Origin of the sequence: Porphyromonas gulae (assembly GCF_000765945.1) — a bacterium.
Taxonomy (GTDB): Bacteria; Bacteroidota; Bacteroidia; order Bacteroidales; family Porphyromonadaceae; genus Porphyromonas; species Porphyromonas gulae.
On sequence record NZ_JRAT01000021.1, the window covers coordinates 51,512 to 73,595 of the forward strand.

General features: G+C 41.3%; 18 protein-coding genes and 3 pseudogenes. 7 read left to right on the forward strand and 14 right to left on the reverse strand.

All coding sequences use genetic code 11. The features are described 5' to 3' along the window. Positions 1-18 precede the first annotated feature (18 nt). Positions 19-6,189: a helicase-related protein gene (locus HQ49_RS07725; RefSeq protein WP_039419343.1), complete on the forward strand. Its 6,171-nt coding sequence runs from the start codon at positions 19-21 to the stop codon at positions 6,187-6,189. A 128-nt stretch (positions 6,190-6,317) separates the two neighbouring features. Here the strand turns inward: HQ49_RS07725 and HQ49_RS07730 are convergent, their stop codons facing one another. From HQ49_RS07730 to HQ49_RS07750, 6 genes and pseudogenes are all read right to left on the reverse strand, one after another. After that, entirely contained in the window at positions 6,318-7,220 is a 903-nt protein-coding gene (locus HQ49_RS07730; RefSeq protein WP_036846845.1) for an Abi family protein, read from the reverse strand. Positions 7,221-7,436: 216 nt separating this feature from the next. Then, positions 7,437-7,733, reverse strand: coding sequence for a helix-turn-helix domain-containing protein (locus HQ49_RS07735; RefSeq protein WP_036846840.1), 297 nt, complete (start codon positions 7,731-7,733; stop codon positions 7,437-7,439). Beyond that, positions 7,721-9,379 (reverse strand): annotated as a pseudogene (locus tag HQ49_RS07740) (AAA family ATPase); the annotation flags it as partial. The pseudogene HQ49_RS07740 and the gene HQ49_RS07735, both read right to left, overlap by 13 nt. Before the next feature lie 86 nt (positions 9,380-9,465). After that, a pseudogene (locus HQ49_RS12745) lies at positions 9,466-9,775 on the reverse strand (bifunctional DNA primase/helicase); the annotation flags it as partial. Next, the gene (locus tag HQ49_RS07745; protein ID WP_036793013.1) at positions 9,768-10,145 is read right to left on the reverse strand and encodes a MerR family transcriptional regulator; all 378 of its coding nucleotides are present in this window, start codon (positions 10,143-10,145) and stop codon (positions 9,768-9,770) included. The pseudogene HQ49_RS12745 and the gene HQ49_RS07745, both read right to left, overlap by 8 nt. 4 nt (positions 10,146-10,149) lie before the next feature. Continuing rightward, the gene (locus HQ49_RS07750) at positions 10,150-10,482 is read right to left on the reverse strand and encodes a helix-turn-helix transcriptional regulator (protein WP_036847064.1); all 333 of its coding nucleotides are present in this window, start codon (positions 10,480-10,482) and stop codon (positions 10,150-10,152) included. Between the two features lie 865 nt (positions 10,483-11,347). Here HQ49_RS07750 and HQ49_RS07755 point away from each other — a divergent pair. Then, positions 11,348-12,577, forward strand: a complete 1,230-nt coding sequence (locus HQ49_RS07755; protein ID WP_039419345.1) for a site-specific integrase — start codon at positions 11,348-11,350, stop codon at positions 12,575-12,577. Positions 12,578-12,645: 68 nt separating this feature from the next. Then, positions 12,646-13,158 (forward strand): ORF6N domain-containing protein, encoded by a 513-nt coding sequence (locus tag HQ49_RS07760; protein WP_039419346.1) that lies wholly within the window; start codon positions 12,646-12,648, stop codon positions 13,156-13,158. A gap of 56 nt (positions 13,159-13,214) precedes the next feature. On the opposite strand, the gene HQ49_RS07765 is transcribed toward HQ49_RS07760, so the two are convergent. Then, the gene (locus HQ49_RS07765) at positions 13,215-13,883 is read right to left on the reverse strand and encodes a hypothetical protein (protein WP_052073464.1); all 669 of its coding nucleotides are present in this window, start codon (positions 13,881-13,883) and stop codon (positions 13,215-13,217) included. A 423-nt stretch (positions 13,884-14,306) separates the two neighbouring features. On the opposite strand from HQ49_RS07765, the gene HQ49_RS07770 reads away from it, so the two are divergent. The 3 genes and pseudogenes from HQ49_RS07770 (at position 14,307) to HQ49_RS07780 (ending at position 15,676) form a co-directional block, all read left to right on the forward strand. Next, the gene (locus HQ49_RS07770; protein WP_039419347.1) at positions 14,307-14,840 is read left to right on the forward strand and encodes an antirestriction protein ArdA; all 534 of its coding nucleotides are present in this window, start codon (positions 14,307-14,309) and stop codon (positions 14,838-14,840) included. Positions 14,841-15,096: 256 nt separating this feature from the next. Continuing rightward, positions 15,097-15,309, forward strand: a pseudogene (locus HQ49_RS12220) (DUF3873 domain-containing protein); the annotation flags it as partial. A 187-nt stretch (positions 15,310-15,496) separates the two neighbouring features. Then, positions 15,497-15,676, forward strand: a complete 180-nt coding sequence (locus tag HQ49_RS07780; RefSeq protein ID WP_039419349.1) for a DUF7336 domain-containing protein — start codon at positions 15,497-15,499, stop codon at positions 15,674-15,676. A 154-nt stretch (positions 15,677-15,830) separates the two neighbouring features. On the opposite strand, the gene HQ49_RS07785 is transcribed toward HQ49_RS07780, so the two are convergent. After that, the gene (locus HQ49_RS07785; RefSeq protein WP_152569160.1) at positions 15,831-16,649 is read right to left on the reverse strand and encodes a hypothetical protein; all 819 of its coding nucleotides are present in this window, start codon (positions 16,647-16,649) and stop codon (positions 15,831-15,833) included. Between the two features lie 487 nt (positions 16,650-17,136). On the opposite strand from HQ49_RS07785, the gene HQ49_RS07790 reads away from it, so the two are divergent. Beyond that, entirely contained in the window at positions 17,137-17,787 is a 651-nt protein-coding gene (locus tag HQ49_RS07790) for a hypothetical protein (protein WP_039419351.1), read from the forward strand. 45 nt (positions 17,788-17,832) lie between these two features. Here HQ49_RS07790 and HQ49_RS07795 read toward each other — a convergent pair whose 3' ends face one another. The 6 genes from HQ49_RS07795 to traK form a co-directional block, all read right to left on the reverse strand. Next, a complete protein-coding gene (locus tag HQ49_RS07795; protein WP_039419353.1) occupies positions 17,833-18,276 on the reverse strand; it encodes a DUF3872 domain-containing protein in 444 nt (147 codons plus the stop codon). A 6-nt stretch (positions 18,277-18,282) separates the two neighbouring features. Beyond that, a complete protein-coding gene (locus HQ49_RS07800) occupies positions 18,283-18,864 on the reverse strand; it encodes a conjugal transfer protein TraO (RefSeq protein ID WP_039419355.1) in 582 nt (193 codons plus the stop codon). A gap of 1 nt (position 18,865) precedes the next feature. Beyond that, on the reverse strand, positions 18,866-19,774 hold the full coding sequence (traN, locus tag HQ49_RS07805; RefSeq protein ID WP_039419356.1) for a conjugative transposon protein TraN: 909 nt from the start codon (positions 19,772-19,774) through the stop codon (positions 18,866-18,868). Between the two features lie 77 nt (positions 19,775-19,851). Next, entirely contained in the window at positions 19,852-21,186 is a 1,335-nt protein-coding gene (traM, locus tag HQ49_RS07810) for a conjugative transposon protein TraM (protein WP_039419357.1), read from the reverse strand. Next, positions 21,149-21,451: a TraL conjugative transposon family protein gene (locus HQ49_RS07815; RefSeq protein ID WP_039419359.1), complete on the reverse strand. Its 303-nt coding sequence runs from the start codon at positions 21,449-21,451 to the stop codon at positions 21,149-21,151. Before HQ49_RS07815 ends, traM begins: the two co-directional genes overlap by 38 nt. Before the next feature lie 4 nt (positions 21,452-21,455). Continuing rightward, positions 21,456-22,079 (reverse strand): conjugative transposon protein TraK, encoded by a 624-nt coding sequence (gene traK, locus HQ49_RS07820; protein ID WP_039419361.1) that lies wholly within the window; start codon positions 22,077-22,079, stop codon positions 21,456-21,458. Positions 22,080-22,084: the final 5 nt, after the last annotated feature.

Sequence of the window (22,084 nt, forward strand, 5' to 3'; positions counted from 1 at the left end):
CTTATCTGATTTACAACCATGGCATACAATAAGAAAGTTGTTTTAGAGGCTAATACCGAAGCTATTCGTGTCGTACTCCGCTTAGAGAAAGAACGTCGAGAGGCAACCGAGGCTGAAAAAACTATATTAAGAGGATATCAGGGCTTTGGAGGACTCAAGTGTGTCCTCAACAGATGTGACCAAGCCGAGGACATCCGACACTGGTCTGCTTCAGAGCAAAACCTATTTGCTCCCACGCAACAACTCAAGCAACTCATTTATCGAGAAGCGATAGATGCCCATACCGCCAAACGCTATTGGGATAGCATCAAGGCAAGTGTGCTCACTTCCTTCTATACGGATACACATATTGTCTCAGCTATTGCCGACTCCATTGCAACAGCAGGGGTTACCATCAAGCGATGTTTGGATCCTTCCGCAGGCATAGGGGCTTTTGCCGAGACCTTTGCCAAGCAGGCAGGTCTTGTCGATACCATGGAGAAAGACCTCCTGACGGCTCGTATTTCACAAGCCCTGCACCCCTATGGTGAGGGGAATATCTTCGTGCAGAACCAACCCTTTGAAGCCATTGGAGCAGTGGAGGACAAGGATAGATACGACCTTGTGACAAGTAATATCCCCTTTGGAGACTTTATGGTCTACGACCGTAGTTACACCAAGGGTAAAGATGTACTCAAGAGCGAATCTACCAGAGCCATTCATAATTATTTCTTCGTTAAAGGGCTGGATACGCTCAAAGAGGGTGGGCTACTTGCTTTCATCACTTCACAAGGTGTCCTCGATGCTCCCCGTAACGAGCCTATCCGTCGCTACCTGATGCAAAACAGTCGGCTCATCTCGGCTATTCGCCTACCCTCGGGTATGTTCAGTGAGAATGCCGGCACAGAAGTCGGAAGCGACCTCATTGTCCTGCAAAAACAGTCGGGCAAGGATATTGGCGAGGGCTTGGAGCAAGCTTTTGTCAGAAATTTCCCGGTTCCCAAGGGTGATGGCTTCTCTATTGCCTTTAATCACAGTTCTCTTTTTGAGGGCGAGTGGCAGGAAGTGATGAAGCACACCATCGCCACAAGTCGTTCAATGGGTACAGACCCTTATGGCAAGCCCACGTGGGTCTATGAGTTCGATGGCGGTATCGAAGAGATGGCTCAAAGTCTACGCTTTCAGCTCTCAGAGGATATAAAGAAGCGTTTTGACAGAAAATTGTATGAGACAGGCATTGCTATGACAGAGGAAGAGCGACAAGCTGAAGCCGAAAAGAAGCTCCGTCAATTGGGTGTAACAGCAGGGTTGTCTGAGTCCAAAGAGGAAAAAGGCAAAGGTGCAGAGTTGGATGACAAGATTAACGATGCCTACACGCTCCTGCCTAAGAGCATCGAGAAACAGCTACCTAAACTCTACAGCACTGAAGGAGAACTGATCGGAGATAAAGTCGCCTATGCCCGCTACTTCTTTCCAATGGGCGCTTACACAGCCTATTTGCTCGAATATGACCCCAAAGAGCGTATCGGCTTCGGTGCGGTAACCATGGGGTATGAATGGGAACTCGGTATTATCTCCCTCGATGAGATGGCGGAAGTCAACATACATGGCTTAGGCATAGAGCGAGATCTATACTTCAAACCTAAGAAACTTCACGAAATCGCAGAACTTGAGGAACTTGTCAGAGGACGATATACCAAGGAAGCCACTCCCCGAATGGAATCTGTGGTTGAAGAGAAGAAAAAAAAGACAAAAGAGGGAGAAACTGAGGTAGGGCATACAGAAGAAAGACAAGAGCCTACGGTTAATCTCCCCTCTCAAGAGGAGTCCGCTCCCGAAGGTGTTCCTACGTTGACGCTACACCATCAATACCAGAAGGAGGTACCCGAAATACGAACAGATGTAGAACCTCCCCGAGAGATGAATGGTCAAACGGTTTACTTTGACGATGACCACCACCCCATAATGGAGAATCCTGATTGGTCTGAGACTTTTCTTTTTGCTCCTGAGGAGTATACGCTATGGACACAAGAGGTGGCACTGTTCAACGAAAGTATTAAAGAACCCATCCCTGCGCCCAAGCAGAAGTCGGACACAACTTCCACAACAAAGCCAGGTCATTTAACCACACCGCGTCGTCATAGAGCCGGCAAAAAAGGAGGAGCGGCAAGTGGCTACGAACGTAGCCTCTTCGATTTCGCAAATGAAAACGAGTCTTATTCGGCTCCATCCACTACCGAGACTAAGAAAATCTTTGACGCTTCTCCTCGCCCTTTTCTCTCTGCTCCCGATTCGCATTTAAGGGATGGTTCTATCGTATTGCAGAATGGTCAAGTGGGGTTTATCTCCGATTTGAAAAGGCATCCGACTTTCAATCCGATGGATTTGCCTTATGCGCAGCTGTCAAGACTGAAAGCCTACATTGAGGTACGTGAGAGCTATCACCGCCTATATGACTACGAAGCAATCAACCACTCCGAAGAAAGAGAGGAGCGTAGCAAACTCAATCGACTATATGACAGTTATGTCGCTCGCTGGGGACATTTCAATCAGAAGAGCAATATCGATATCATCAAGATGGATGCCACAGGGGTGGAGATGCTCTTCCTCGAAAGGTCAGAAAATGGTCAATTTGTCAAGGCCGATATCTTTGACCATCCAACGGCATTCTCCACATCCGAACTCACCATTGCTGCTGACCCCTTGGAAGCACTCAGTGCTTCGCTCAATAAGTACGGAACGGTAGAACTTGACTATATGAGCTCTCTGCTTCCTGAGATGGAAGAGTCGGATATCCTCTCTGCCTTGGAAGGACACATCTATTTCAATCCCGAGATAGATGGTTACGAGGTTGCCGACAAGTTCGTATCAGGCAATGTGATTGAGAAAGCCGATAGGCTTGCCTCTTGGTTGCTTGACCACCCCGACCATGAGGAAGGTAAGCAGAGCTTGGCAGCACTCATGGCAGCGCGCCCAACGCCAATTCCTTTTAGCGACCTTGATTTTAACTTCGGAGAGCGTTGGATTCCGAGTAGTGTATATGAGAAGTTTGCCTCCGAGTTCTTTGAAACGGACATTCGTATCAGTTACCATTCCAACATGGATGAGTACACGATTAGCTGTGATAGGAAGAATGCCAGTATCTGGCACAAGTATGCGGTGCAAGGGGAGTTTCGTCGCTATGACGGTTTACATCTCCTCAAGCATGCCTTACATAATACCATCCCCGACATCAATAAGAGCAAGGAGGTGGTAGATAAGACCACGGGTGAAACAAAAAACATCAAAGTCAGGGATGGAGAGAAGATACAGCAAGCCAATGCCAAAATTGAAGAAATCCGACAAGGATTTGTCGATTGGCTGGGAAGAAGTCCCGAGAGCTTTAAGGAGCAACTTGCTGATCGCTATAATGAACTCTTCAACTGTTTCGTACGTCCCAATTTTGATGGCTCGCACCAGTCTTTTCCAAATCTTGATCTCAAGTGTCTGGGTATTCCCGACCTGTACAAGAGTCAGAAAGATGCTGTATGGATGCTTAAAACCAATGGTGGTGGTATTTGTGACCATGAAGTGGGAGCGGGCAAAACACTTATCATGTGTACGGCAGCCTATGAGATGAAACGGTTGGGGTTGGCGAACAAGCCGATGATTATCGGACTCAAGGCGAATGTCTTTGATATTGCTGATACCTTCCGCAAGGCTTATCCCAATGCGAAAATCCTCTATCCCGGTAAAGACGACTTCACCAAGCAAAATCGCCAGCGTATCTTCAACGACATCAAGAACAACGACTGGGATTGTATTATCCTTACCCACGAGCAGTTCGGTATGATACCCCAAGCCCTCGAAATACAGCAGGCTATCCTGCAAAAGGAGATGGACTCAGTAGAAGAGAACCTTGAGGTATTACGCAAACAAGGCAGAGACATCTCCCGAGGGATGCTCAAGGGCTTAGAGAAACGCAAGCAAACGCTTGAGGCAAAACTCCGTGACCTTCAAGACAGCATTGCCGAACGCAAGGACGATGCCGTAGACTTTAAGATGATGGGTATTGACCACCTCTTTGTAGACGAGAGCCATCAATTCAAAAACTTGATGTTCAACACCCGTCACGACCGTGTATCGGGCTTGGGCAACCCCGACGGCTCACAGCGTGCCCTCAATATGCTCTTTGCCATCCGAACCATTCAGGAGCGGTCAGGTAAGGACTTGGGGGCGACTTTTCTTTCGGGAACAACCATTAGTAACTCACTCACGGAGCTATATCTGCTCTTCAAATACTTGCGTCCGCAAGCCCTCGAGAAGCAAGGCATCAACAGCTTTGATGCTTGGGCAGCGGTCTTTGCCAAGAAGTCCACAGACTACGAGTTTTCAGTCACGAATGAAATCATTCAGAAAGAACGCTTCCGCACCTTCATTAAGGTGCCGGAACTCGCCTCGTTCTATGCGGAAATCTGCGATTTCCGTACGGCAAAGGACATCGGTATAGACCGACCTGAGAAGAATGAGATACTGCACAATATACCGCCGACGCCCGAACAGGAGGAGTTTATCAATCGTCTGATGGAGTTTGCTAAGACAGGTAATGCCACTCTTCTTGGCCGTGAACCACTAAATGAGAAGGAAGAAAAGGCAAAGATGCTTATCGCAACAGACTACGCGCGCAAGATGAGCTTAGATCTGAGGATGATTGACCCGGCATACGAAGACCACGTGGACAACAAGGCTTCGCACTGTGCTAAAATGCTCAATGACTACTACCAAAAGTACAACGCACAGAAGGGTACACAGTTTGTATTTTCCGACCTGGGCACTTACAAGCCAGGAGATGACTTCAATGTCTACAGTGAAATCAAACGCAAACTCGTAGAGGACTACCACATTCCCTCATCTGAAATTCGCTTCATTCAGGAGTGTAAGAACGAGAAAGCCAAGAAGGCGATGGTCGATGCTATGAACCGAGGCAATATTCGTATCATCTTCGGTTCAACCTCGATGCTTGGCACCGGTGTTAATGCCCAACAGCGTGCTGTGGCTATCCATCATTTGGATACGCCCTGGCGACCATCAGACCTTGAGCAACGCAACGGACGAGCTGTGCGTAAGGGCAACCTTATAGCCAAGGAGTTTGCGGACAACAAGGTAGATGTTATTATCTATGCCGTGGAGCGTTCTCTAGATAGCTATAAGTTCAATCTGCTACACAACAAGCAGCTCTTCATCAATCAACTCAAGACCAATACACTGGGTTCTCGTACGATTGATGAGGGCTCAATGGACGAGGATAGCGGTATGAATTTCTCGGAGTATGTTGCCGTGCTTTCAGGTAATACCGACCTTCTCGAAAAAGCCAAACTAGACAAGAAGATTACCGCCCTTGAGTCGGAACGCAAGACCTTCCTCAAAGAACGTGATGCTGCGAGTGGTAAATTGGCAGAGATACAGCACTCTATCGAGTACCATACGGGAAGAGTGCAGGAAGCCAAAGCAGACCTATCAACCTTTGAGAGCCGAGTAGAGCGAGATGCTGAGAGCAATCCCATCAATAAGCTTATTCTGAAAGGCGTAGACGAGGGTGCAGACATCAAGGTGATGGCAGCACGCCTTCAGGAGATTGAGGAGAAAGCCCGCACCAATGGCGAGCATCACAAGATTGGGGAGATTTATGGCTTCTCGATAACGGTCAAGACCGAAAGCTCCAGCAAAGACCTGTTTACCCTATCTGTCAATCGTTTCTTCGTAAAAGGGCAGGAGGGAATATACTATACCTATAACAATGGCAAGCTCGCCAGCGACCCAAAACTCGCCTGTGCTAACTTCGTCAATGCCCTCGAACGCATCCCTAAGGTCATTGAGACACATGAGAAGGAGCTCGCCAAAGCGACGGCAGATATTGGGGTGTACACGACAATTGCCAATGGATCGTGGAAGAAGGAGAACGAACTGCGTTTGCTCAAAGGACAAGCTGCCGAACTCGACCGTAAGATTGCATTAGAGTTAGCCCCTCCTGAGGCAGAGAAAGAAGAGGAGAAAGCTAAGCAGGAACAAGATCAAGGCTCAGCTATAAGAGATACAAAGCAAAAGGAGATTTCCTCTTCTACTCAATATATGACAACGCCCCAGTCTACGGTGTCCACTCCGAAGAGTGGACCGGAAGACCAAGGCGTGATGAGCCGTGTGGTGATTTCTAAGCCGAAGTGGAAGATATAGAATAAAAAATACAAAAGGGACTGTGTAGTAAAGTACACAGCCCCATCTTTTCCATTTTATAGTGCTAATAGTACGATGAGAGTATCTATCGGCACTTTTCCACTGCAAAGTTAAGCTTTTCTTCTATTCTATACAAGAGCCTCATCAATATTTTCTATTCCAGTTGCAGTTTTTATAATAGAACTTACCTCTGGGACATTATCGTACTTGGAAAATAAGTCTATCAATTCATTCTTAAAGTCTGCCTGTCTATTTCTGGATACACATCCAATCATATAATAGATAACTCTAATAACACCAGCTAGTCTTTGATAATCCTTTGGATGCACAATGCCTGCAGGTCCACGTCTGATAGATTGAAATAAGGCAATGTCATATAGAATATTGCCGTGAGCACAATGATTACGAACAATTCGTATAACAGAGAGGTAACTAAGAAAAGTTTTCGTATTATTTAACCCGAAATGTTTTGATATAACAAGCTGTGAATTAATAGACTTTATGGACTGGTATAGATGTATCACCTCTCCTAAAGTCATAAATTCTATAGTTTTCCACGCAGGTGCATATTTGTCGTTAATGTGTACTTTGTGGTGACGTTGTAATATAGGATTCTGCTTCACTTTATTGTTATATACCTCTTTTTCAAATTTTTGGATATATTCAGCAGAGACTATGTTCGGATCAACAAACCACGTAGGAGAATCATGGTGCTCGTTTGACATAGAGTAAGTTAAAAAGGTTCTAAAGTTAATCTCGATTCTATTGAGAAACTTCATAAGTAGATTTCGAAGGTTGAAATCAAAATAATAAAGTTTCACAATGTTGTCAAAGCTCGTACCCTCATCAAATTGATGCAATCGTCCTTCCTTACATGGATATGACTTTTCGAAAGGGAACCAATAAAATCCCAATCGGTAATAGCCAACATCCAATAAGACTTCCTCTGTCTTGGAAAGGTCTCCAATCAGCATTCCCCTCTCTTTAAGCAATGCTATCTGCTCAGATATTGTAAGAGCTTTATTTCCCATCGATTTTCCTGTGTTTGTGTTAATACAACATACTTAGTTCCTCTACCTTATTAATACCAATACAATCTATTATCGAAGACTTCTCTACGTCCACTTCGTGGTAGTAGGCAAGAGGTTATGTTGTCGCAAAAATACCTAATAACGAACAAAAAGCAAAGGATGAGCCATGATATCGTCAGGCATTTACACTCCTATTTCTTGATTTTACAACCGTTCCTATTTTTGAAGCATCCTATCAACCTCTTCTCGTTTGAAGAGTAGTCGCCCATTAGCTTTAATATAGGGTATTTTACCAGACCAAACCCAGTTATAGATGGTTTTCTGTTCCACTTTAAGTAGCTTAGAGACATCGATAATGTCAAGGTACTCGGGTTTGAGAGGAGGATGAACCGTTGTGTCAATCATTTGCTCTTGTAAAACTAGTAGATGATCTACTTTTTCTTCTATAGACAAAATGCGCTCAAACAAGCGTTTTTGCCAGAGTTCCTCAGTTTGATTCTCTAAATTCGACATCGCTCTCCTTTTTGATAATATCCACTTGTTTTTTGGGTCAAGATTTCCTGTTCCTTCATATAGGCGATGTATTTCTTAGCGGTACGTTCCTTTATTTCCATGTCTTGCATCAACACCTCACAAAGCTCTTGATATGAAAGCTGGTGGCTACATTTAAAGGCTTCTCGTATGACAGCAATAAGTTCATCTGTTTTACGTTTTTCCTTGTCTTCCCTGGATTTCTCTCCTCGATAAACGTGCATATTCAACTCCTTACTCCAGCCAAAAAGCATCATTGGCACATCCAATGGGCTTCCATCTCGTACTTTCAACGCCTTCACTACTGAATATTCGGGATTTTCGTCCCTTTCGATAGACAGAATTCCGGCTGCTTTACGTTGCAGTTCTGAACCGATATGTCCACGAAGCTTAATCCCATTAGGTACAAAGTGAAGTACACAGATGATGCAGGTGTTATAAATCCCCGCTAAACGGTAGAGTTCATCGATAATAGCAATACTTTCGCTTTCATCATTGGCTGAGCGTATCAGATCGGCAATTCCATCAATTACGACAAGATGAATCCCTGCATGTTTATGATGGAATAGGTCCATACTCTCACGGATTAATTTAAGACGGTCTTTACGAGAGAGCGAGGCAAGGTACAATGAATGATAAAATTCGGGGACTGTAGCTAAAGAGGCTCTACGTAAGGTCTTGCCTAAATTCTTATGCAGTTGAGCTTCTGATTGCTCTGTGTCATAATGTAACACAGCTAATCTCTTAGGATTGGGAGTAACCTCCAGCCCCAAGGTTTTTTCAGCTTCTAGACGTTCTACTCCAAGTGTGCCCGATAGAATTGCTGAGATATAATTACTCTTACCGGTGCCCTCTCCTCCTGTAATACAAAAAAGATTGTCTTGAGAGCCAAGAGGTACTCCATTAACAGAAACCACAGATTTAGAAACGTCTGGCGGGTTCTCATAATCTATTTCACAGGAACGTAGCATCATTATTGTTTGGCTATATATATCCGAAAACATTTTGGAGAGCAGTTCTCGAAAGTCATCACTTCCATTTCCTAAAGCGAAATAGTCAGATATATCCTTCTCTGTTTTTGTTCCACTAAGTGGCAGACTAAGTTGAATGACTTTATACTTGGATAATTGTTCAACTTGTCGTTTAGCTTCACGGAGACCCGTTTCGTCGGCATCATATAACAGAATAATATGACGAAACCTAAGGCTCAAGCTTTCTATCACACTTTCGGGAATTTGAGCCGTCTCACTGTTGAAGCAGATGGCATAAAATCCGTGAGCTGACAATGCCAAAACATCCTTCTCTCCGCCTGTAATAAAGATCATATCTCCTTTTGAGGGGAGTTGCTCCATACCAAAACAATAAGTGCTTGGTATTCGTCCTCCATACAGAAACTTAATCTTTGCACTATGAGGTCGATAGATTTTTACATAGCCATTCCCGATATAGGCGAACATTGGCTCTGTCGGGGAACTGTGAAGTTCAAATCTTCTACCTTCGGACGAGATACTCTCATAACGCTTCAGGTTTCTGACTCGAAAACGCCGAAGCGTATCTTCATAGATACCGTAATGTGCCCAGAAGTTGAGCAAAGCATCATCGAAAGCTTGTATCTCAAAGTCATAGGGATGTGTTTTCAGCTGAAATGCTACTTCACGGCTTTGAGGTTCTGTCTTCATCTTACAGGGAATAGAAAAAGTATTACTAGTCTCATACTTGTACAAGGAGTGTAGACCCAGTCCTTTTACGATGGTATCAATTACTTCTGGGAAATCACTTTTAAGATTCAATCCCAATAGAGTAGCCACAAACCAGAAGCAATCCCCCGAATAGGTTGGATCACCATGATCGTAAAACTTGTAAGAGCAGTTCTTCTTATCGTAATAAATATGACAAGAGGCACGCTTATCTTCATAAAAAGGACTACGAAAGTTACGATGCAGATTTATCTCGAAGCCCAGATAATGAGCAAACACATTTAGACCTCCCTGTGTTAGGGCGAGAATCTCGTTTTTATCAATCATCATTCTTACGGTTTAAGCATGAGTTTCTAATAAGATTGTCTTTGAAGCGATTTAGACGCCCTATCAGGTCTTCATTACGCATCCCCGAGACACGTAATCGATTACTCTTTACAGCAATAAGAATAGACTTAAAAAAATATCTAACATCTCCGCTCTCAGTATATCGGTAGCGTATGAGTTGCTTCTTGCGCCACCGATATAAGGTCGACTCGGAAATCATTAATGTTTCGACAAGATCCTTGGTTGACATCTCCAACTCATCATCAATATCTTGTAATAAATGACTTGTTCTTTCAACATACTGCTCAATTCTATTGAGTTTGTCTACCAAGTCCTGAAAGGCTTGACTTTCTATGGCAATCAGATCCATTTGTTCAAATGTTTACTTTACTTGTAATAGAGACATCCGTTCCCAGTTCGCTTATAGCTCGCATAATAGCTTCATAGGATTCATTCGTGAAAACCATGAGATGAACTTCTGCAATGGGGGCTTTGTTCCCTTCATTTGCAAGGAATGCAAACAGGTCTTTGATCTTAATGTTCAAAACTTGAGCATAGTCTGATACTTGCTGTAGTGTTAACTCTGTTTCACCACTCTCCCAACGAGAAATAGTACTACCTGTAACACCCAACTTTTCAGCGACATAGTCCTGTTTGTAGTTCTTTTCTAGTCTTGCTTCTCGAAGAAAATCTACTAACTTTTTCATATCCTTAAAGTTATTCTGACATCTTGGCAAGAACAACTCGCTACATACAAGTTCTTGCACCCAATGCAAATCGTCTTGCATCAGATGCAAATTGATATTAGTAGCGTATGCACCGGGGCATATCCAAAATACCGTATTATCTTGTGTGTTGATTGGATTGTAAAGTGGTTATTTGCAACTCTGTTCTAATCCTTTCTCCTTGGGTTTGATGTAAACAGAATACATAAAAGACCTTCACCAAGGATAAAGTTATAGTTTTATCAGGATTAAAATCAGAAATATGAGGTTTTGCCAAGAACTCCAGTGCACGGTGCAAGTCCCCTTATATATAGGGACTTGCACCGTGCACTGGGCAATGTAGCAATAAAAAATCTAACTGTTTAAGGAACAACGATTTGGAAGTGTGTACGTTTTTCTATAACTTCGCACCCAGAAAAATGATGCTCAAAAAGGGTCATTAGGTTGTCAGGGCGCTAGTCAACCAGCAGTCAAATAACTGCTACAAGAATGCTACATAAGAAATTTAATGTCTTGGTAGATAATTGATATACAACGATTTGAGAGGTGTTTGTTCACAAACCTCTCTCTCCGCTGAAACCGGCAGACCACGCCGGACAGTAACTGGACAAAAGCCTACAAGTCAATGATTTGTAGGCTTTTTTATTTGTTTTTTGTCCAGCATAAAAGACACTAAAAAGACCCCAAAAGACACAAATCTGTGCCTAAATCGTTACCGATTCCATACCGGACAAAAACGGTAACGATTTGTCCAAAAATGACCTCTCGCTGTCTCAATTTGTACAGTCTGTATATATCTCACAATTAATACATTAAATGTAGTTTTGTAACATTAAAAAGTGAGATTATGAAGAGTACATTCAAAGTCCTTTTCTACCTAAAAAAAGGGTCGGAAAAACGTAATGGAGAGGTAATAATTATGGCAAGAATTACCGTTGATGGAAAAATTTGCCAGTTTAGTACAAAACAAAGCATCCATCCTGATAATTGGAGTGTGAAAGCTGGTAAAGCGACCGGGAAATCTTGTGCGCAGCTTAATAAGTTGCTGGAAGATATAAAAGCTTCATTACATCAAATCTACCATGAACAGCAACGGCGTGAAAACTACGTTACTGCCGAGCAAATCAAGAATGAATTTTTAGGGCATACGGAGAACCACGAAACGTTGCTGAATTTATTTCAGAAGCACAATGATGATGTGAAGCAGCTTATAGGTCTTTCTAAATCTGCATCTACCTATCAAAAGTATGAAGTAACCCGCAAGCATCTTGCGAGTTTCATCCAAGCTAAGTACAACCTTTCCGATATAGCTTTGAAGTCTATAAACAATATGTTTATCAATGATTTTGAAGTCTATCTTATGACAGTTGGCAGATGTAACCATAACACTACTGCCAAGTTTATGCAATTCTTCAAGCGTATTGTTTTGATTGCCCGCAATAATGGGTTGATTGTCGGCGACCCTTTTGCTAACTATAAAATACGCTTACAAAGAGTTGATAGAGGATACCTTACAGAAGATGAAATCAAGAAAATCCTTGAACTCAACCTTGTTTCCGAAAGGCTGGAACACGTTCGGGATTTATTTCTCTTTTCCTGTTTTTGCGGTTTGGCTTACATAGATGTAGCAGGGCTTAGAAAAGAGCATATCCGCAAGTCGTTTGACGGCAACCTATGGATTATGACTAAGCGAGTGAAAACCGGAATAAATGTAAATGTACCGTTACTGGACATTCCAAAAATGATTTTGGATAAGTATAAAGACAAACTACCTAACGGCAAAATACTTCCTGTAATCAGTAATCAAAAACTTAATTCTTATTTGAAGGAGATTGCCGACCTTGCCGGAATCAAGAAGAATCTTACGTTTCACCTTGCCCGCCATACCTTCGCCACCACAACGACACTGGGTAAAGGAGTTCCTATTGAAACCGTTTCTAAAATGCTGGGACATACCAATATTGAAACGACCCAAATCTACGCCCGCATTACTAATAACAAGATTAGTAGCGATATGAAAGGGCTTTCCGAACAATTTACGGGTATTGAAAAAATCTACAAAAAGGTTGCCGAATAGTTACCTATTGAGAAATGGTAATAAATGGGTAACGATTTTCACTCTAAAACATTCAAATACAAAAATATATGGAACTACAAATCATTCAAAACAAAATCTTTGAAGTCCGGGGATACAGGGTAATGCTGGACTTCGATTTAGCAGAGTTATATAATGTAAAGACAAAGGTTCTCAAACAGGCTGTTAAACGTAATATTCAGCGATTCCCTTCTGACTTTATGTTTGAACTGGATAAAGAGGAATTTCACCAACTGGTCACAAATTGTGACCAGTTCCCCGAAAGCCTAAAACATAGTTCTGTCAGCCCAATGGTTTTCACGGAACAGGGTGTAGCAATGCTTTCTACGGTATTGAGAAGTCAAACAGCGATAGATGTTAATATCTCTATTATGCGGGCATTTGTCCTGATGCGACAAATGGTTATCGGATATGATGAACTTCTTAAACGTATCGAGGAACTGGAAGAAAGTACAGATGCTCAATTCAGTGAAATATACCAAGCTTTAACCCAGTTATTAAGTAAACCTGACCCCAAACCAAGAAAACCCATAGGATACAGAATACCTGATGAAGAAGAATAACTTATCACAAATTGTGATAATCTAATGATGGCGAGCTTTGTTAGTTCGCCATTTTTTTAATCATCTAAAAGTTCATTAAGCGTTTGACTTTCCACTTCATTTGATACTTCTCTATCTGAAATATAACTATCATCCCTAATTTTTTCTAATGAAATACCTCGAAATCCTCTTTTGGGAATATGAATTAGATAGGGAAAAGACATGCGAACTTCATGTTCATAAGCGAAATCAACATCAAAATCATAATCTGTGGTGAGTTTTTCTAACTCTTCATTAGTCGGAGCAACAATAATAATATCGTTGTGATAATCTTTGAAGTCAAACTCATTACCTTCTATACGCCATTCCCTTAGCCAGCTAAAATCATATGATTCCGGTTGTAGATTTAAACATCTCCATTTTAACTCCTGTGGGATTTTTTCATTCTCTTCTTCTGTCCCATAAATAACAGGTCTTGCACCAATATTAAAAAGGAAATCTCTATTAAATCCAATACCATAAGGGGCATACATAGGGTCTGGATATTGATTCATATAATCAAACATCCGTAATGAGGTAGCTAAGGGGGCTTCTGTAAAACAGATATATCCTTTTTCTGATTTCAATTTTTTCTCATCAATTATTGATAAAAGAATTTCAAACGCTTCTCTTCCTTTTGTATAATGAAATAAGAAAGGGGATAAATCGTCTCTCTGTTCTCTAATTTTCTTAGATGGATTTGCCATTTTATACTCTATGATATTTCTGCAAATATATCATTTTTAAGCATATAATGATGTAATATAATGCTTTTTTTCCAGCTTCTTTAACCGTAAACCACTCCCATAGGCAGTCATTCCATCGGGGCGGTTATTCCTTTCCATTTCTATATGCAAAAGTATTTACGACTTCTTAACGTCTTTGAAAGTTCAAGCCCTAAAGGGTTTGATGCAAAAATCTTCCTGCTGTGCTTCGCCCAGAGAGTATTTTTCCACAAAAACTTGCAAAGACTAAAGCCTACACTTTCCGGCATATATGAAACGAAAACGACCGACCCAACGGAAAGACGCATATAAAAAAAGTCGGATTTACGAGAAGCAGGAAAAAAAGGTTATGAAACTCAACTCCCTCACCTCAAGAATCCGCATATATCTAAAAAATCAGAAGTTATGGAAGCAACAAGTTTAAGCGAAGCAAGGATTTATGTAGGTACATATGCAAAGTACAACGATGGCTCAATCGAGGGCAAGTGGTTTGACCTTTCCGACTTTTCGGACAAAGACGAGTTTTACGAAGCTTGTAAGGAGTTACACGCAGACGAAGCAGACCCGGAATATATGTTTCAGGACTGGGAAAATATACCGGATGAATTAATCGGCGAAAGTTGGTTATCAGACAATTTTTTCGACATCCGGGATGCAATGGACGATTTAAGCGAAGACGAGCAGGAAGCATTTTTAGTGTGGTGTAATCACGGTTCGCACGACCTTTCAGCCGAAGATGCAAACGACCTTATTTCTTCTTTCAGGGACGATTTTCAGGGCAAATACAACGATGAAGAAGATTACGCCTATGAAATTGTAGAAGAGTTATACGAATTGCCGGAGTTCGCAAAAACATATTTCGATTATGAAAAGTTTGCCCGCGACCTATTTATAGGTGATTACTGGTTTGAAGATGGTTTTGTCTTCCGGGCTTCCTGATTATTCACAGGGCGGGGATACCCGCCCACAAAACAAATTACAATGAAAACAAGCGGTTTATTCAGATTGTTGTTCCGGGTGGGGTTACTGGCTTCAGTAATTTATTTTCTGTCCACTTCGGCGGGTATATGGGCGGTATTGATAATTGCGTTTTTCGTTATCCGCTTTATCCTGCGGTTATTTGTATCTGTATTGTATAGCCTTTTGATAGCTGCGGTTTTCATTGCCTTATTATTCACTTTTTTAATGTAAATATATGGAATCACTAAACAAAAATGGAGTGTCCACGACCCAAGAGCCGGGACAGGAAAAATATGTAACGTTCATTGCGGGAGCATTCAGGGGAACAGAATATTTTCAGTATGATTATCGCCATACGGATGGAGAACTTTTCTCTACGGTAGCGAAAACGCTGGAAGAATGCCGGAAAAGGCGAGATGAATGGTTAAGCCGGAAAAATGCCCTATTAACCTACAATGAATGGTGGAGAATGCTCAATTTTGATGAATTGGAAGACATTACAGGTATAGAACAAGACAGGGACGGTAATAACGAAGAAGATACACGGTTTATTGATGCCTGTAGCCTGTTTTGGGATATTAAAACATTTGAAGAGAAAACAGAAATCTATCATTCACACATTAAGCAACAGTAGCATGAAAGTATATATTTTATTTCAAACGGACGTACACAAAACAAAGTCGAGCCGTGTTTGCTTTGGCGTTTTTTCTACGGAAGAAAAAGCCATCGCAGCAGCAAAAGAAAACGACTTATATAGTTACCTGTCGGAAGTCGTAATCATCGAATGTGATGTAGATAAATTTGAAGAATTATAAACCAACGGGCGGAAACCCCGTCCGCTACTTTCTTTCGTGAAGTGTGCTGAAAAAGAAAGTAGCAAAGAAACCGCTTTCCAAACTTTTGATTTTTATTGATGAAAGGATCCACCGCTAACCCGGTGGATTTTTTCATGTAGATAAAAGCTATCTATTATTCTACTATTTCGTAATCGTCAGCCATGAAATCTTTTACATTGAATGCGTAATTTTTTTCGTCTTTCGTTGGTGTGTCTGTAATTCGTATATAACGTTCTTTCAAATTAAACACTAACCTTTTTTGAGAATATTTCTCAGCAAAACTTGCTATAAAAAACTGTGGGATTATCTGAAAAACACATTCAATTTCCGATAGCAGCTTACTGTCGAAATCAATTAAATAATTAGCATCGTGAGTGACTTTATGCCTAATTTCAAAACCTTTTTCTAAAATAAAATCCACCTTTTCTTTAAATGAGCCGTCATGAATCCACATAAATATTAATGAATAATCTTTATGTATTACTCCATTGAAAACATCTGTTGTAAAATAATCTGTTAATGTTTGGCTTTCTCTATGAAGAATAAAGTCAAAAGCTTCCTTAGTCTGTGTAAGATTTTGAAAATTATATTTTCTTGCTGTAAATTCACCTATTGTCAAATCAAGAGGTCTTTCCTCTTTCTGTTCATTATTCAATTCTGATTTAATGATTGGGTCTGTATCACATAAGAAAATAAATAAATCTCTAAAAAAAGTTTCCCAACAAGTGATTAACGAACATATATATAGCCCCGTTGCTATCTTCAAGTTCGTGTCAAGTTTCTTCTTGTTTTCTTTATAATAATCAAGTTCTTTGTGGATGAAATTATTTCTATCTCCTAAATTATTCAATAGATTTGATGTAATAGTCAGCATAAAATCATCTTCATTTTTAGGATTTCTTGTTTCTCTATATTTTTTTATTTCAAGTACCTTCTTCGTGATTTTCGCCATATCTCTTATAATATGAAGTTTATTATGCAAAAATACTCATAAAAAAAGACTTGATTAGTATTTATTAGGTGTTTCCTAATGTATTCATCTAAATGGGTCTGAATCGTTCGACCGAAATACTTTTACGATGACCAAACGCTAGTGAAGTGCCAGCTAATTGCTATCTTTACAGTCAATTATAATATAAGATTCAATGATTAAGGATATACCAAATTCTGATGAATACAAAGATGCTGCTATCGAGTGTTTAATTCAAGCATACAACAATATCTATAATGTTGATAATACATTAAATAATTAAACACCTCGTGAAGAAATATGGGAATACAACCAAATTGTCCTAAGAACTGCAATAGTCCTTATTCATCAAGGATTAGAAGGCTTAATGAAATCTGAAATATGCAAGAAAACACCTTTATTGCTGATTGATAGAAAGCGAAGTGATTGAAAGACTTTACCTGATAGTGCAGATGAATCATTTTCTGAAATGAATACGATTGGTGGGGATGATTTATTAAGAACATTTTTTGCTTGTGTTAATACTAAAAAGATAAATACTGATTTTTTAAGTCATTATGAGGAAATAAGGATTAAACGAAATAAAATAGTTCATGGAATAGGAACAGAGAAACTTACACCGGAATATATCTTAATTTTAATCTTAAATTCTTTTACATATTTATTAGGAAAAGACAGCTTTTGGGATGCTGTATCAAGTAAATTTTATAGCCATCCGGGATTTAGATATGAAGATTCAGATATTGAATGGGAAGATATGATACATTATAACAGAATGGAATATCTGAATCTCTTCATTGGGAAAAAGGAATTGAAAAAACATTTTTCAACAGATATTACAGCCAGAGAATATTTATGCCCTTTTTGTATAGAAAAGGCTGAAATGATTACAGAAGATGGGCTAAAATACCCTGACAGCAAGTGGGCGTTTTTAAATCCCAATAAACCAGATTCAACAAATATGAGTTGCATCGTTTGTGGAACAGATTTTGGAGTTATACGAGAAGATTGTGAGAAAACAGATTGTAAAGGGAATGTAAAATATTTGCTTGAAGATGATGATACCACTGAAACTTGGGTATGCTTAACTTGCTGGAATGAAGAAATAAAAAACACCTGACAAAATTACTTATCAGGTGTTTTTCAATAGGTTGTCTAAGGGCTGCTATTCCTTCTGCTCTTCTTTCTCATTCTCATTATTGAAAGCAAACGTTAGCTGTACCACCTGCCCGAAACTGTCTTCAATATATACGTCAATTTGTTGCTGGTCGGTGGAAGCGGAAGTATAGTATAGGCGGAATGTTTCGCCCGGAAGCGGGTACAAATCATTTGGAAGAAAAGCTGCTCCGTCTGCCATCCGCAGAGTACCTTTACCATCCGGTTGGAAATACCTGATGAAATACTTTGTTTCTTCGTAATAGCCTTCCCTTTGAAGTTGAAAACGTATTTCTGCCGTTTCACCCATCTTAATTCGTTTTTGAACAGGCATCGTTGTTACTGTGAATGGGTAAACCTGCTGAACATCCAGCTTATCATCACAAGAAAACACCAGCAGCATTGCTCCCAGCAAGTACACCCCCGTTAATATGTTTCTGATTATCTTTTTCATATCTCACTAATTTATTATAAACTTGAATCCTATTCCGAACTGTGTGTGGAACTTTCCGATGGAAGAGCCAAACAGCGCACGTTCACGGGCATTAATAAGGAAAACCACCCTGTCCGTCAGGTAAGTTTCCAGTTCCAGCGTAGCAGCCCCACCATAAACAAAGGCATCTTTGTTTGTGAGTGTAGAACCATCATATAGTTCTTTATCTCCCCAGTTGCTTGTTTCGTATCCGGCAAGAGCCGACAACCCGAAGGACAAAAAGAAGGTTTTCCGGCGGTCGGAAAGGATTTTGATATAATACCCGCCTTCACCTGTAAACTGGCTTACAGGTACGGTTACGTCCTTATATTCGTACTCTTTATTGAAGTATTCCGCACCGACCACCCAACGGTTTCCGTTTTTGGTATAAGTGGCAAGTGCAGCACCGAAATAATATGCAGATTCCGGTTTGCCGGGTTTCTTAAAGCCGTCCGCCATCCCGCCTGTAAGCTGGATTCCTTTTTGTCCGGGCAGGTAACGTTGTGCGTGTGCCAGGTTAAAAGTCTGGCACAAACACAACACCGCTATAACACAGATTAATTTCTTCATCTTACTTGATTTTAAGTTCGTTAATCACTCTGGCGTTCACAATATCCGAACTTTCGATACGGATATTTTGGTGACGGCCACCGTTCTTTTCGACCAGCTCTACCACCAGTATCTTATCGTCCGGGATGGTGAACTTTGGTAAGGTATAGACCGTGCGGACAGTGGATTTTCCGCCTATGGTAATCACTTCGTTAAAACTGCGGACGGGATAAAGTACCGATTCCTGAATGGCAGTGCGCTTTGCCACCTTCTTATCGACAACCTTAAATTTAATGAAGTCCGTATCAAACGGAACATTGGAAGAGTTCTTCACCTGTGTATGGAAATAGAACATTCCGTTATGCACGTAAATTCCCTTGATTAAAAATTGTATCCCGAAACGCTTGCATCCCAAGTGGCGTATTTCTCTATCGTTATTTTTGTAGATGGACTGCATTATTAGTTTCACCAGCAACGGCGATTCATTACCCAGTTCACGGAAATAAATATTCATCCGGGTATGGGAATAATCGGTTATGCTTTCGTTCTCAAGGAAATCTTTCATTTCGATGTTCAGCATTTCCGGTTCATTTGAATATTTTGCATTGAAGGAATAGAAACTGCCGTCCTCACAGATAACCGAAAAGTTGGTTTCACCCGGAAAACCTTCGGTAGCAGCTTTAACACGGATAACATTTTCTGCCCCGTCCGCTTTTCCGGCGATAATGTGGTTAGAACCTAAATCCACATATTTTACAGTGGAAGGGAATATAATATGTACCGTTTTGGCAAACGTTACCTGAACGCCATAAGGCGTAACCATTTGCCCGTAGGGAAACTTTTGGGTAATTCCCTGAAACAAGTCGTTGCTTTGTGCTTTGACTGTTACCGCATTGATAACCAGTGCGAAAATGATGATTAACTTTTTCATTACGAATTGATTTTTTGTTGCCGTTAGCGGGTGGATAGTCCGCTTCCCGGCGGATTAATAATTGAGAAATTTTGTGGTTATTGCTTTGTATATAGCATCACTTGATAGTTTGCCTTGAGGTTTACTTTTACCGTTCGGAACTTTTTCGACAGGTATTGCGAACCGCCTTGCAGTACGCCTCGTGTCAAATCCGACACGATGGCAGCCCCCGCATTTTGATTGACCGTAAAGCTTGAACCCAGTCCAGCCCCAATGTTCGCCATACCTTCGTTCAGGGCTTGCATTTCCAGTGAAGACGGAACGGACAAGCCTTTCTGTCCGTCCGAATCATAGACAGCTAGTTCCACCGGAATGATATTCCCATTGTATTCCATTGATGAAATGGAAATATCCATACGTTCGCCCTGAACCCGTGCCGTTCCTGACAATAAAGTGTTCTTTGGTACAATAATGTTTCCCGCTTGTAACGGCTCTAATAGCCGAAGCCGGACATTCTGCCCGTCCATCACCGACTGGTCTTCGTGGATACAGGCAAGGATAGTATTCTTTCCCATCGAAGCCCCTGTTCCCACTGCCGTGTTAAATCCGAAGTTTCGTGGCTGACTGTACGCTGCAATAAATTCGGCATCACTCATAGGCGTTTGTAATCCTGACACAGTAGTTTCCGTAATGGCTTTCACGGGCAACGCCTGAACTTTTCCCTGTATGGGTGCGGTGGGTGTTACCTGTTTTACCGCTTGTTCCTGCCCGCCGTTCATATACTTGGCAGCCAGTTCGTAGGATTTCTCAAGTAGTGCCAGTTGTTCTTCCGCCGTATTTTGGGTATTCTCCCTTTCATATAGCCGGGCTTCCAACTCTTCGATTTTCTTTGCCAGCTCTTCTTTTTCGGGGTCTTTTCCGGGCGTTTCGTAGAAACTTCCCAACTGGCGGTTTATATCCTGATAAGCATACGCCGATGATTGCACGTAAGAACCACTGCGGGATGAAGAACCGCCGTAATAACTCCGGGTATTATTCACTGGTTTTTCTTCCGGCAGGTCGGCGGTCAGGCTCAAATTATCCGTAACTTTATTTTCTTCTCCCAATGTAAACCCAAAGTTTTGCAAAGAACGCATCCGGTCTTCCTGTTTCGCTTTCATGGATTCCTGTTCGTAAGCCGTCTTTTTATCGCTATATATCCCGTCTTCTTTAGGTAATGGTATATCGGCATTAAAACCGCCGATTTCGTCCGGCTTTACTTCGTCTTTTGAGGACGGGGCAAATATCAGCCACATACATCCGGCAAAGGCAAGGAACATCAAAGGGAAGATGATTAGTTTCTTCCGTTTTTGTAATTCCTGCGGGGAAAGTTGCTTTTTCTCTTTCCCTTCTTTGTTACTCGTTTCCTGATTCAAATTCTGATTCTGTTCCATATTTTTGTAATTGATAATGGTTTATACTGTCTTTCCGTTTCAGTTCCAAGCGTTCAATATGATTTATCTCCAAAAATTCTTTTTCCGCACTCTTCTTTCCTATATTATATATGGAAGAAACCGTCCAGTAAATAGATAGGATACTACCGCCGAGAATAAAGGTTATGATAATGATTATCCGGGCATCTTTCGACAGGCCTCCGCAAGCGTAACGCAGCTTATCATCCACCCAGTCCCGCAGGTTTGTTAATGATTTCTTTACCATAGCCTTACCGTTTTAATACTTGTAAATCCTTATTTTCTGTAATCTCAAAAGCTTCAATGCTGAATCCATGCGGGTTGTTATCACTCCTTACGGAGTTCAGCAACCGGCATCGGGTAATAAGGCTTCTTTCGGTAACACTGCTTTCCCGAATAATCATTTGCCGGGCATAAGTCGCCACCTGATAGGGATAGTGGTCGAAGTTGCATATTACACTGTCCACCTGTACCGACTGGTTGATGTTCCCGGAAATGATTCGGTTATAGTATCCTTTTTCGGATAAGTCCTTATAGTAGTTGAAAGCACTTTTGTCCGCCAAGAAAAGCGAACGTTGTATGTTCGATTCAATGGCGTTCTTATCCGGCGAAAGAGTGAAGAAGAGTTCATGGAAACGCTTTACGTGTTCCCTTGCTTCTACCGGACGGTTCTGCGATAAGTCCTGCGAGAGTGCCAGTATAAGGGATTTTCCCCCATCAAGGACGTAAATCTTTTCACGCTGTTTTTCTGCAAAGCTGTACGAGTTCCAGAGGGCATAGCCCACAATTCCGGCACACATACAAACAAACACTATCCCGAACAGGCGTATTTGTTTGAAGCTGGTTTCTATATTCTTTAATGACTTAAATTCCATGTTTT

What these genes read in the sequence shown, in the direction of transcription:
- HQ49_RS07725 (WP_039419343.1), top strand. Translation starts at nt 19, where the DNA reads ATGGCATACAATAAGAAAGTTGTTTTAGAGGCTAATACCGAAGCTATT.
- HQ49_RS07730 (WP_036846845.1), bottom strand. Translation starts at nt 7,220, where the DNA reads ATGGGAAATAAAGCTCTTACAATATCTGAGCAGATAGCATTGCTTAAA.
- HQ49_RS07735 (WP_036846840.1), bottom strand. Translation starts at nt 7,733, where the DNA reads ATGTCGAATTTAGAGAATCAAACTGAGGAACTCTGGCAAAAACGCTTG.
- HQ49_RS07745 (WP_036793013.1), bottom strand. Translation starts at nt 10,145, where the DNA reads ATGGATCTGATTGCCATAGAAAGTCAAGCCTTTCAGGACTTGGTAGAC.
- HQ49_RS07750 (WP_036847064.1), bottom strand. Translation starts at nt 10,482, where the DNA reads ATGAAAAAGTTAGTAGATTTTCTTCGAGAAGCAAGACTAGAAAAGAAC.
- HQ49_RS07755 (WP_039419345.1), top strand. Translation starts at nt 11,348, where the DNA reads ATGAAGAGTACATTCAAAGTCCTTTTCTACCTAAAAAAAGGGTCGGAA.
- HQ49_RS07760 (WP_039419346.1), top strand. Translation starts at nt 12,646, where the DNA reads ATGGAACTACAAATCATTCAAAACAAAATCTTTGAAGTCCGGGGATAC.
- HQ49_RS07765 (WP_052073464.1), bottom strand. Translation starts at nt 13,883, where the DNA reads ATGGCAAATCCATCTAAGAAAATTAGAGAACAGAGAGACGATTTATCC.
- HQ49_RS07770 (WP_039419347.1), top strand. Translation starts at nt 14,307, where the DNA reads ATGGAAGCAACAAGTTTAAGCGAAGCAAGGATTTATGTAGGTACATAT.
- HQ49_RS07780 (WP_039419349.1), top strand. Translation starts at nt 15,497, where the DNA reads ATGAAAGTATATATTTTATTTCAAACGGACGTACACAAAACAAAGTCG.
- HQ49_RS07785 (WP_152569160.1), bottom strand. Translation starts at nt 16,649, where the DNA reads ATGGCGAAAATCACGAAGAAGGTACTTGAAATAAAAAAATATAGAGAA.
- HQ49_RS07790 (WP_039419351.1), top strand. Translation starts at nt 17,137, where the DNA reads ATGAATACGATTGGTGGGGATGATTTATTAAGAACATTTTTTGCTTGT.
- HQ49_RS07795 (WP_039419353.1), bottom strand. Translation starts at nt 18,276, where the DNA reads ATGAAAAAGATAATCAGAAACATATTAACGGGGGTGTACTTGCTGGGA.
- HQ49_RS07800 (WP_039419355.1), bottom strand. Translation starts at nt 18,864, where the DNA reads ATGAAGAAATTAATCTGTGTTATAGCGGTGTTGTGTTTGTGCCAGACT.
- traN (WP_039419356.1), bottom strand. Translation starts at nt 19,774, where the DNA reads ATGAAAAAGTTAATCATCATTTTCGCACTGGTTATCAATGCGGTAACA.
- traM (WP_039419357.1), bottom strand. Translation starts at nt 21,186, where the DNA reads ATGGAACAGAATCAGAATTTGAATCAGGAAACGAGTAACAAAGAAGGG.
- HQ49_RS07815 (WP_039419359.1), bottom strand. Translation starts at nt 21,451, where the DNA reads ATGGTAAAGAAATCATTAACAAACCTGCGGGACTGGGTGGATGATAAG.
- traK (WP_039419361.1), bottom strand. Translation starts at nt 22,079, where the DNA reads ATGGAATTTAAGTCATTAAAGAATATAGAAACCAGCTTCAAACAAATA.